The following is a 12,383-nucleotide window of genomic DNA, read 5'->3' on the forward strand; positions in this document are numbered from 1 at the left end:
ACTTATTTATAGTAATTTAGTTTATTGAAATCTTTTTAGTAAATTCACCTTCCTCGGAAAATATTTTTACTATATATACCCCTTTGGAAAGTCCGGTAAGATCGAAGGTATGTTCAGTATCAATTTTGTTCATATGTTTATTAAAAACCATATTTCCTGAAAAATCGAATACTGTAATCATAATTCCGGATGGTTGTTTTAATTTAATAGTTCCGGTTATTTCTGATTTGTTTTTAAAATCTTTATAATAAAATTGAACATTTTTATTGGTTTTAACCGGTATGTCTTGATTATCTGTTTCTTCCTCTTTTGTACAATCATCTTTCAAAATAATTGTTTGTTCCAAAATACTTTTAGATAGATTTTCGGATTTTGGATAAGAATGAGCCCCTTGATACTTCCAATAATTGGGTTGAGATTCATTAAATCCGTCCGTGTTTCTTATATTATAAACACCTCCCACATTATTGTTTAATTTTATTGCAAAAAAATGATAAAGGGTAATATATTCCGTATAAAAAGTTTCACCGTTTATTTTATAGTATACTTTATACGGCGATTGTTTTTCATTAAAGTCTTTATATATTTGAATACGATCTCCCTCCTTAACTACAACATCTGCTAAAGGAGTGTTACTTTTTACATAGTCTTTTATTATATATATGCGTCCTTGATTGATTTCAAATCCTGCATGGATTGTAATGTCGGCTACTGAATTCGATCTCGGATTAAGAGTTAATCCCATCTGGAAATTTTGATTGGTACCTTTAATAGTTGTTTCAAAAAATCCTCCTCTATCCCAATCGATACTTTGTACACTATGTGCTTTTGCTTCTACACCGGTAGAATCGGATAGAATATTGAAACCGCCCAATTCTTTTAATCTTAATGTGTATTCACCGGTTGAAAGTCCGCTTAAATTTAAATCTTTACCATAAAATACCCCGGATTTTTTTACTTCCTTATCATTTTTATCGATTAGTTCATATTCAAATCCTTCATCTCCTCTAAGAATTTTCACTTGTACGGATCCGTCATTATTACTATGAGAAGAAGCATCACAGGTTGGATTGCTTTTATTTATTTTAGCAATTATATTGGTTGGTCGGTATCCGAAAGTAAACACAATTTTTCCGTTGCGATTCGTTTCAAAAAATACATTATTAAAAATTATTTTTTGTCTGTATGGATCGTATTCATCCGACAAATAAAAATCGGTATTTTCTAATTTAAAATCTCCTATTCCGGATCGGTCAATTAAGAGATACGTTTTTCCGTCTTTATATTCCGAGAATTCTTCCGCCCGATGTTGAGTATATCCTAATTCAACTTTGTTACCGCTATAAACAAATCCTCCAGTCCTCACATCTTTGACAATCGATTCTAAATTCCACTTGTACATGACCAGACTGACATGGAATTGTTTATCTATATCTTCTTTATCCAAAGGTATATTTGGAGAATCTAACCCGGGAATAGGGGGGGCATATCCGTTAAATCGTATGATAAAATCATCTTTAGTTTTATCGATTTGTACCCGATCTCCTACATTTACTTTGTGGTTGATATAGTGTGTTACTATACCTCTAATAACGGTAAATACTTTTCCTTGATGGTCTATAAATACTCCATAATCAGCACTTGGTTTTTGCTGATTTGTAACCTCTTTTGTCCCGAACTTTAACATAACTCCTCCATAAGGATTGCCTAAGGTTAAAGAGGCATGACCATCATATCCTTTTAAGGGTTTTTGAGTATACATGATCGCTGTCTCGGAATCTTTGCTTCGATCATTAACCATTTTCACTTGGGAAAATTTGAATTTTTCTTTTACTGCCTCGAAATTATCCGGCACATTCCAGGATACATCTTTTATATTATCCTTAATTACATAACTTTTGAAATTTATTAACCAACGCCGATTCATAATATTCATTCCGGCTATGCTTTCTATCTGAGATGTTTTAATATCTTTGTTATTATCTCCCCAAATTAAATATTCGGTATCAAACAAGGAATTAGCCGGGAAGTTTTCAATAACCAATAATTTATTTCTATTTGGTAAATTATAATTATTAGCTTCATCATATGAATCTCCTTCTGCTGAATAGGTGAAATAAGGGCTTTCTTCATAGGATGTGGTACTTCTGCGTTGATATAATCCACTTATATCATCTCTGTAAATACCTGTTACTCGATGATTATACATTGCATTCTCATCTTTGTCCCAAAGTAATCGATTATAACTATCTATTAAGGAATTTTCTAACATAAAACCGTATTTTAAGGCTAAATACGATTCTACTTTAATTTTTTCAAGCGGATTTAATATACGATCGTACATGATTAATTCCGGCATGTACGCTCTATATATTGTGTTAGGATCAAAAAGATCTGTATTATAAGTCGAATTATTATATTTATTGAATGAATAAAATTTCTCACCGATGGATAAGGTAGAACTCATTCTTTCACCCCATACGTTAGTTGCACGTTTATTTGCACGAAAATAGGTGAACAAACGCATGGTCTTTTCTTGATAAGCCGTTAAATCTGAATTTGAATTTCCGTTTGGGTGATACATTAAATCATAGCCTTCGTCGGAACCATAGTCTAAAATTCCTTTGTTGCTTTCATTACTGTGTATAATTTTATCTTTATTTAAGACAAATCCTTTTCCTTCAACTCCGTTAAGTGTAAAAATATAATCCGGATATTCAAATTTACTTCCAAGTATACTAGCTTCAGCATAAGTACCTAGAATAGTGGCAGTGGATAAATTTCCACTTTTAATTTGAATTTCTTTACTGGAGCTTGGATTAGTTAAGAGTATCGATGGATTAAAATTAATGGATCTCCCGAATGGATTCCATTCAACAATATACTCTCCACCGCTATCATAGTAATTAAGACTTAAAGAGTCTCCTGAAAAATCTTTCCAAAGATATCTACCATTTAGATTCTTTGTTTCAGGGACTGTTTTCATCCATAAGACAGCGCCCGGTACTCCACCAGGCCCGACAATTCTACTTTTTTGTGCTGTGATAAATATAGAATTTATCCCTATAAGCATTATCAAGTATAATTTTCTCATAGTAGTATGATTATTTTTATTTAAAGCGACAAATATATTATTTTATTTTTATTAAATATATACATAATCGTTTTACAATTAAAAAAATCAATATTTTTAATTAATTATATTGTAGAATTGATAATTTTAAATTTAATAGACATAATAGACATAATATAAATTATTGTCTATTAAAATTTTGTATCAAAATATTTTTATAGAACCAACTTTTTTTATGATAAAATATATGAAGCGGTATTCGTAAGTTTCGTACTTGCACTAGTTGTAGTATAAAAAAAAGATATTATGTAATTTTGAAAAAAATAATCTATGTCACCTCAAGAAATTCTCGCTAATATGCTTCTTGCTCATGACCTACCCAGCATTGAATATAAAGACTGGCTTTTGGTTGATGAACAACTTCCTGCCATGCGTGCTGAAACATTTGATTTTAAAGAATATGAAAATGGAGCCGGTATACGTTTAGATATAACCTTACTTTTAGCCAGTAAAAAAACTATCTCGGAAAGCTACTTAGGTATTGGTAAAAATAAAATTAGTGCCATACAAAATGCTTTTCAAAATTTTGTAACTAATTCATTTCATGTGTTATTATCTGCTTTTTGGCAGATTACAAATGATGATCAAATTGGAATTGAAGAATGGGAAATCAAAGGCAAAAAATGGAAGGTATATATCGGTAATTTTGGGTGCAAAGGCGATTTCAATATTCCCGAGAATTTATTTAAAATCATAGAGGAACAAATTCAAGAGGAAAATCTAGAGGAAGATTTATATTGGCTTCGCATCTATTATGCTAATGTAAACAGCCGAGAGATTATGATTGAAACTTTAAAAAATAATGAAGTATGGCCGGAAATGGAAAATAAATTAAAAACAGTTGCATGGGACAGTTCCGATAAATTTTACAGTCTAAGAAATTTTATAATATTGAAGCGTAAGTAAGTTTGTAAGAATTATTATATATATTTCATATCATATATCCTCTTTCACTATTGAAATTAATACGTATGCTTTGAGCTGAAATACAATTTTAAAAATTGAATAAATCATTACCTTTGCAAAAAATTAATTCAATTTTACCCATGCAATATAATTTTCAGGAAATCGAAAAAAAATGGCAAAAAAAATGGAAAGAGCAACAAACATTTGCTGCTTCAAACCATACAGATAAACCCAAGTTTTATGTATTGGATATGTTTCCGTATCCTTCGGGAGCCGGTTTACATGTAGGTCATCCACTGGGTTATATTGCCTCTGATATTTATGCAAGGTTTAAACGCCACCAAGGTTTTAATGTACTTCATCCCATTGGTTATGATAGTTTCGGGCTTCCTGCCGAACAATATGCTATTCAAACAGGCCAACATCCGGCGATAACCACAGAAGTTAATATTAACGGGGGGATAGATAATAAAGACAATGTTATTGCAGGATATAATAATCAGTTGAAAAAGTTGGGATTTTCTTTTGACTGGAATCGTGAAGTGAGAACATCTGATCCCGGCTATTATAAATGGACCCAATGGATTTTCATCCATCTTTTTAACTCATATTACAATACTTCTTCGCAAGAGGCTCGTCCTATTACTGAATTAGTAGATATTTTTTCAAAGGAAGGTAATGCTAAAATAAATGCCTGTACCTCACCAATTGAAATATTTTCGGCTGAAGATTGGAAACGTTTTTCAGATGAAAAAAAACAACATATTCTTTTAAATTATCGATTGGCATATCGTGCAGAAACAACCGTTAACTGGTGTCCCGCCTTAGGTACGGTCCTAGCAAATGATGAAGTAGTAAATGGAGTTTCTGAACGAGGAGGATTTCCTGTTTATCAAAAAAGTATGATGCAATGGTCCATGAGGATCACGGCTTATGCTGAAAGACTTCTTTCCGGATTGGAAACCATCGATTGGAGCGAATCAATCAAAGAAAGTCAACGTAATTGGATCGGAAAATCTTTAGGAGCAGAAATCAATTTTGCTGTTGCTGATTCCGAGGCAACCGTGACAATTTTCACCACTCGTCCGGATACAATATTTGGTGCAACTTATATGGTTATGGCTCCTGAACATCCTCTTGTGGATCAAATTACTACCGGAACTTATTACGAAGCCGTAAACCAATATAAAGATCAAAGCACCAAACGATCGGAAAGGGAGCGAATCGCAGATGCTAAAACTGTTTCAGGACAATTTACCGGTGCTTATGCTATAAATCCTTTTACTCATAAAAAAATTCCTATTTATATTGCAGATTACGTATTATATGGATACGGAACAGGTGCCATAATGGCTGTTCCTGCTCATGATGAGCGTGATCATCGATTTGCTAAACATTTTGGACTTCCAATTGTTGAAGTAATTAAAGGAGGAACCGATGTTCAAGAAGAGGCTTTTTCTTCTAAAGAAGGAATCTGTATCAATTCCCAAATTTTAGACGGATTGACTGTTAAAGATGCTCAAGCTAAAATTATTGAGGTAATAGAAAAAATGAAAATCGGGCACGGAACCACCAACTACCGATTACGAGATGCCGTTTTTTCTCGTCAACGATATTGGGGGGAACCTATTCCTATATATTATAAAAATGATATTCCCTATGCTTTACCGGAATCTGCATTACCTTTACTTCTTCCGGAGGTTGAAAAATATTTGCCCACTGAAGACGGAGACCCTCCGTTGGGACGTGCTGCACAATGGGCTTGGGATACTGAAAATGAACAAGTTGTAAATAACGACCGTATTAATCATACCACTATTTTTCCTTTAGATTTGAATACAATGCCCGGTTGGGCCGGAAGTTCCTGGTATTTTCTCAGATACACAGATCCAACTAACCATTCTTGCTTTGCGGATACTAAAAAAATAAATTATTGGGAAAACGTAGATTTATATATTGGAGGAAGTGAACATGCTACGGGACATTTATTGTATTCACGTTTTTGGAATAAATTTTTAAAAGATTATGGATACTGTGCCCAAGAAGAACCGTTCCAAAAATTAATTAATCAAGGGATGATTTTAGGTCAAAGTGCTTATATCTACCGAATTAACGGAACTAATAACTTCATCTCTTACAATTTATTACATGAAGCACAAGATACCACTCCGCTGCATATTGATGTAAAACTTCTTAAAGGAACAACGGATGAAGTTGATTTAGAAAAATTAAGAAATTGGAGAGATGAATTCAAAAATGCAGAGTTTATTCTTGAAGAAGGTAAATTTATATGCGGGAGAGAAGTAGAAAAGATGTCAAAATCTTACTACAATGTTATTAATCCGGATGATGTTTGTGATGAATACGGAGCCGACAGCTTACGTATGTATGAGATGTTTTTAGGACCTATTGAACAGGCTAAACCTTGGAATACTCAAGGACTTAGCGGAGTTCATGGATTCTTAAAAAAATTCTGGAAACTGTATCATTCCGGTGAAGGAGAAACTTTCTTTGTATCAGATGAAAAACCTACTAAAGAAGAACAAAAAATAATTCATCAATTAATAAAAAAAGTTAAAGAGGATTTGGATAACTTTTCTTTCAATACATCCATAAGTTCTTTTATGATTGCTACCAATGATTTGGTAAAAATAAAATGCTATAAAAGAGAAATTTTAGAATCCTTGTGCATTTTAATCTCTCCTTATGCTCCACATATTGCAGAAGAACTATGGGAAAAATTAGGACATGAAAACAGCATTGAATTTCAAGCATTCCCTGAATTCAACGCTGAATATCTTGTTTCCGAAATACATGAATATCCGGTTAGTTTTAATGGAAAAGTACGTTTTAAAATTGAAATGCCTATTTCCGCTACTCCTAAAGAAATTGAAGAAGCAGTAATGGCCCATGAAAAAACACCGAATTATCTTGACGGCAAACAACCTAAAAAGATTATTGTAGTGCCTAAACGAATTGTCAATATTGTACTATAAATAGACTTGAAAAACCAATCCCAAAACGGATTGGTTTTTTTTATATTCCTTTATGCTATCTTTTATTAACTAATTAGTTGTTAATCCACCATCAACTGATAGAATCGCTCCGGTAATCCATCGGGCTTGATCGGAAGCCAGGAAAACAGCCGCCGCCCCAATATCTTCTACCGTTCCAATACTTCCCATCGGATATATAGATTTAATCATTGTATGAAAATTTGTTTTCCCTTCTTCGCTAAGTTGTTCTAAATTATATCGAAGAAGAGGCGTATCGATACTTCCCGGAGCAATAGCATTAACCCGAATTCCATCTTTTCCTGCCTCAAAAGCCAATGATTTAGTAAATGAATCTATACCGCCCTTAGTCATGGAGTAAGCAGTAGATTCTCTTCCCGGTAACATTCTGTGTGAAAAATAAGATGAAATATTAATTATATTTCCTTTAGATTTTTTCAAAGATTGATACAAATTTTGAGTCAGTATATAAGGTGCTTTCATATTAAGATTAATATGTTTATCTAACAAATCTTCAGATGTTTCTTCAAAAGGATTAAAACGACCGATTCCTGCATTATTGATTAACACATCAACTGTCTTTACTTTTTCTAAAATTAGTTTACCAACTGAAGGTAATTTATCAATTTCCGTTAAATCCGCAGAAATCAGAAAAACAGTTACGTGATACGACGAAAATTCTTCTTTGATGTTGTTTAATCTTTGAGGATCTCTGGCAATTAGAACAAGATTTGCTCTTTGTTGGGCGAAAGCACGAGCAATTCCCAAGCCTATTCCTTCTGTAGCGCCGGTTATAATAACATTTTTGTCTTTGATCATAGTGTTTAAATTTTAATTATATTTTATTGTTAAATATTTACATTTTATGCAAATTATTTACAATTACAAATTTAACTTTTATTTTGTATATTTACTTCAAATAATGTAAATAATTTACAAAATGAACGAAACCAATCATTTATCTTTCGATTTTAAATTTTTAGAGCAATTAATTGTGGGCATTGGCGAAGTTTCTCAAATAACGGGAATTCCTACCCGACAAATTAGGTATTGGGAAGATAAAGGAATTATCAAAAGTCTTACAGAACAGGAAGGAAAAAACAGAAGATACAATTATGAAAATATTAAAAAAATGATTCTAATAAAAGAATTATTGGAAGAAGGGTTTACATTAGATGCTGCGTCACAAAAATTAGACAGCCGAATACAAATGATTGAAAATGTATTAAAAAAGTTTTCCAACAAATAAAATCAGTATATAATAAATGGGTTGTTAAAAGATCATTTATATTGCAAAATATTATAATTAATCTTACTATAAATCATGCTTTACAGTAAATTATTTACCATCACAAAAAATTGTATTATTTCAACATGAAATTAATTTCGACGGTTATTTAAACGCTTCTGTTGGTAAATTCATTTCTGTTTAGCATATTTTAAATCTTATATTATAATGATTACTAAAGATGCATTACCTTTATAAATATTATAATAAAATGGTTTTTTATTGGAAATTAAAAAATAAAACGTATCTTTGTAATATATTTAGCGATCATTAATAAAATTACTTATCAAGAAAGGTGGAGGGAATTGGCCCTATGATACCTTAGCAACCCTCTTATATGAGTAGGTGCTGCATCCAACCGTAAAGGAAAGATAAGTCGAAACAGCTTACATACAAATACAAATAATACGAGCTTCTTTCGACCTACATAAAGAAGCTAATTCATAATTTAGCATTTAAATGGGAATCTTGTATAAGTTGTTTTATGATGATTAATGAATTTTAAGGCATTTATTAATTAGAAAAAACAACCTAGTCATGAAATTAGAAACAAAATTAGTACATATTTCTACTCCTGATGTACTTACCGGAGCTATTTCTACTCCTATTTACCAAACCTCTTCTTATGTTCAGGAAGAACCGGATGTGAATAAAGGATTTGCTTATACAAGAACGGCTAATCCTACTCGTAAAGTTGTAGAACAAGCCATTGCTGAATTAGAGGGCGGTATTGCCGGATTTGCTTTTTCATCGGGATTGGCAGCAACGGATTGTGTTTTAAAGTTATTAAAACAAGGGGATGAAATTATTGCTGTAAATGATGTTTACGGAGGTACTTATCGAATAGTTACTACAGTTTATAATAAATTTGGTGTAACCTCTAAATTTATTGATACTACTGATCTTCAAAATGTCTTACAAGCAGTTTCAAATAAAACTCGCTTCATCTGGCTGGAAACCCCTACAAATCCAACTTTAAAAATATCCGACATTGAAGAAATCGCTAAAATTTCCAAGCAAGTGGGAGCATTATTAATTGTAGATAATACATTTTTATCTCCTGCTTTACAACAACCGCTACGTTTAGGAGCAGATATTGTTGTACACAGTGGAACTAAATATCTTTCAGGACATGGAGATGTTTTATCCGGATTTATAGTTGTGAAAGATCCTAAAAAAGCCGAAGAATTAAAATATTTACAAAATACCTCAGGTGGTGTTCTCTCTCCTTTTGATAGTTGGTTAACCTTACGCGGAATTCAAACTCTATCTCTGCGTATGGAAAAACATTCACAAAATGCTCAAAAAATTGCTGAATTTTTAACTACACATCCCAAAGTAGATAAAGTATATTATCCGGGATTAAAAAATCATCCCAACCATCATATTGCGGCCAAACAACAAAAAGGGTTTGGCGGAATGGTATCATTTAGTTTAAAAGACGATACTTTAGAAGCGGCAAAAGATTTTTTAACCCGTACCAAAATTTTCCTTTTAGCTGAAAATTTAGGCGATGTTAGGAGTTTGGGTAGCCATCCAGCCACCATGACCCATAAATCAACCCCTCTTGAAGTTCGTAAAGAAACAGGAATACAAGATTCTTTAATTCGTTTATCGGTAGGAATTGAAAATGTGGATGACCTGATTAATGATATCAAACAAGCTTTAGATTAACGGTTAATTTTATAAATTGAATAATTGAATGATAAGAAATAAACTTAAATTAGGAATTTTTGGATTTGGATGTGTGGGAACGGGATTGTATAAAGTGTTAGAAGAAGCCGAAAGTGTAGATGCAAATATTAAAAAAATATGTATTAAACATCCCGATAAACCGAGATCAATCGATAAAAAGTATTTTACTACTGATAAATACGAGTTATTATCGGACCCTGAAATTGAAGTTATTGTTGAATTAATAGATGACGCTGATGCTGCTTTTGATATTGTTTCAGAGGCCATGAAAAACGGAAAAGCTGTAGTTTCGGCAAATAAAAAGATGATTGCCGAACATTTACCTGAACTTCTAAAGTTGGAAAAAGAATACCAAGTTCCCCTACTCTATGAAGCCTCTGTTTGCGCCAGTATTCCCATCATCAGAAATTTAGAAGAATATTATGACAATGATTTGTTAACATCGGTATCGGGAATTTTTAATGGTTCTACCAATTTCATTTTAACCAAAATGATCCATGAAAAACTTTCTTATCCTGTGGTTTTAAAAGAAGCACAAGAAAAAGGCTTCGCAGAATCAGATCCTACCTTAGATGTTGAAGGAATTGATCCTAAATATAAATTGTGTATTATTCTTTTTCATGCTTTTGGACTTATTACTAAACCGGAATCTATATTTAATTTTGGAATATCAAGAATTAGTGATTTTGACTTGGAATTTGCTCGTCAAAGAAATTTAACAATCAAGTTAATAGCAAGATGCAATAAAAATAATAATGAAATTACGGGTTTTTGTGCTCCTACTTTTATAGAAAAAGAAAATACATTAGCTCATGTAAATTATGAATATAATGGAGTGGTTTTAGAAAGTGCTTTTTCTGAAAAGCAACTGATGATCGGTAAAGGTGCCGGAGATAAACCCACCGGATCTGCCGTGCTTTCTGATATTTCAGCTTTAACGTATGATTACAGATATGAAAACAAGAAATATATTCATCTAAATAAACAATTACAATTAGTAGATACTAAAATTTATAAAGTTTATGTGAGATATCACGATCAATTTTCCGGTTTTGATGATTTTGAGTCCATCGAAGAACAATACAGCAGCCTTTCAGGTAATTATTTTATAGGCTTCATCTGTTTACATAAATTAGCGCATTCTTTATGGATTAAAGACCCGAATATAAATGTTATTTTTTTCAGCTGATTGGGTTGATAAGTATGTAAATTCAACTATTTAGTTATATGATTGCCCAATGCTCGGTCATACAATTCTTTATATATAGGAATTATCTTAGAATTATCAAAAAGTAAAGCTTGATCTTTCGCTTGTTTTTTGAAAAGTGAAAGCATTTTTTCATCTTTCAGCAGCCTAATGGCATTCTTTGCCATGGAAGGAACGTCACCAACAGGTGATACAAATCCTGAAAAACCGTCTTTATTAACTTCTGTAATTCCCCCGGCATTACTGGAAATAACAGGTATGCCACAGGCCATTGCTTCTAAGGCTGCCAATCCGAAACTTTCTTGTTCAGAAGGTAATAAAAATAGATCTGCAATGCTTAAAATTGAAGATACATCTACCATTTTTCCCAACGTTTTTATTTTATCCTCCAAATGATACACTTTAGTTAAATGCTCAATAGTTTCTGTCTCCGGTCCTTCTCCAACAATCAAAAGTTTCGATTTAACTTCTTTTTGTACCAGATTGAAAATCGACATTACATCATCAATGCGTTTAATTTTTCTCAAGTTAGATACATGGATGAGTAATTTTTCATCTTCAGAAGCAAAATTCTTTCGGATACACGGGCTTGATATTTTCAAGGAATTATCAATAAAATTCGGAATTACTTCAATGTCTTTTTTAATAGTAAATGCCTCAAAAGTATCTTGTTTTAAACTTTGGGAAACAGAGGTTATATAATCGGATTTATTGATCGAAAATTCGACACCGGATTTATAAATGGGATGACTTCCTACCAAAGTAATATCTGTACCGTGTAAGGTAGTGATTACCGGTAAGTCAACACCCTTCTCTTTTAAAATTTGCTTGGCAAAATAGGCTGCATAAGCATGAGGTATTGCATAATGTACATGCAGCAAATCTAATCCGTAAGTTTCTGCAACATTTACAATGATTGTAGACAATGCTAAGGAAAAGGGTTGATATTCAAATAAAGGGTACTGTTTAATGCAAACTTGATGAAAATATACATTAGGCAAAGTGACATCCAGTTTTGCCGGAATGCTATAGCTTATAAAATGAGCTTCATTACCTAATGCGGCCATCTCCATTCCTAATTGGGTGGCAACTATCCCGCTCCCACCGAACGTAGGATAACAAACAATTCCAATTTTCATC

At 32.3% G+C, this 12,383-nt stretch carries 8 protein-coding genes and 1 riboswitch; of the genes, 5 read left to right on the plus strand and 3 right to left on the minus strand.

Features of this window, described 5'->3' with window-relative positions; genetic code table 11:
• Positions 1 to 16 precede the first annotated feature (16 nt).
• Positions 17 to 3,094 carry a T9SS type A sorting domain-containing protein gene (locus G8C41_RS05660; RefSeq protein ID WP_166006617.1) on the minus strand — a complete coding sequence of 1,026 codons (3,078 nt, stop codon included), beginning with the start codon at positions 3,092 to 3,094 and terminating at the stop codon, positions 17 to 19.
• Positions 3,095 to 3,403: 309 nt separating this feature from the next.
• Here G8C41_RS05660 and G8C41_RS05665 point away from each other — a divergent pair, with 309 nt between their 5' ends.
• Both G8C41_RS05665 and leuS read left to right on the plus strand, forming a co-directional pair.
• On the plus strand, positions 3,404 to 4,039 hold the full coding sequence (locus G8C41_RS05665) for a DUF6348 family protein (RefSeq protein ID WP_166006619.1): 636 nt from the start codon (positions 3,404 to 3,406) through the stop codon (positions 4,037 to 4,039).
• A gap of 140 nt (positions 4,040 to 4,179) precedes the next feature.
• Complete coding sequence (gene leuS, locus G8C41_RS05670; protein WP_166007678.1) at positions 4,180 to 7,035, plus strand: leucine--tRNA ligase; 2,856 nt, start codon at positions 4,180 to 4,182, stop codon at positions 7,033 to 7,035.
• Between the two features lie 69 nt (positions 7,036 to 7,104).
• Here leuS and G8C41_RS05675 read toward each other — a convergent pair whose 3' ends face one another.
• Entirely contained in the window at positions 7,105 to 7,872 is a 768-nt protein-coding gene (locus G8C41_RS05675; RefSeq protein WP_166006621.1) for an SDR family NAD(P)-dependent oxidoreductase, read from the minus strand.
• 121 nt (positions 7,873 to 7,993) lie between these two features.
• On the opposite strand from G8C41_RS05675, the gene G8C41_RS05680 reads away from it, so the two are divergent.
• The 3 genes from G8C41_RS05680 to G8C41_RS05690 all read left to right on the plus strand — a co-directional run bounded on the left by G8C41_RS05680 (position 7,994) and on the right by G8C41_RS05690 (position 11,225).
• Positions 7,994 to 8,302 (plus strand): MerR family transcriptional regulator, encoded by a 309-nt coding sequence (locus G8C41_RS05680; RefSeq protein ID WP_166006623.1) that lies wholly within the window; start codon positions 7,994 to 7,996, stop codon positions 8,300 to 8,302.
• 319 nt (positions 8,303 to 8,621) lie between these two features.
• Positions 8,622 to 8,719: riboswitch (SAM riboswitch) on the plus strand.
• A 159-nt stretch (positions 8,720 to 8,878) separates the two neighbouring features.
• On the plus strand, positions 8,879 to 10,015 hold the full coding sequence (locus tag G8C41_RS05685) for a trans-sulfuration enzyme family protein (RefSeq protein WP_166006624.1): 1,137 nt from the start codon (positions 8,879 to 8,881) through the stop codon (positions 10,013 to 10,015).
• A 28-nt stretch (positions 10,016 to 10,043) separates the two neighbouring features.
• Positions 10,044 to 11,225, plus strand: a complete 1,182-nt coding sequence (locus tag G8C41_RS05690) for a homoserine dehydrogenase (protein ID WP_221411718.1) — start codon at positions 10,044 to 10,046, stop codon at positions 11,223 to 11,225.
• A 26-nt stretch (positions 11,226 to 11,251) separates the two neighbouring features.
• Here the strand turns inward: G8C41_RS05690 and bshA are convergent, their stop codons facing one another.
• A complete protein-coding gene (gene bshA / locus G8C41_RS05695) occupies positions 11,252 to 12,382 on the minus strand; it encodes an N-acetyl-alpha-D-glucosaminyl L-malate synthase BshA (protein ID WP_166006626.1) in 1,131 nt (376 codons plus the stop codon).
• Position 12,383 lies beyond the last annotated feature (1 nt).

Source organism: Apibacter sp. B3706, assembly GCF_011082725.1.
Taxonomy (GTDB): Bacteria; Bacteroidota; Bacteroidia; order Flavobacteriales; family Weeksellaceae; genus Apibacter.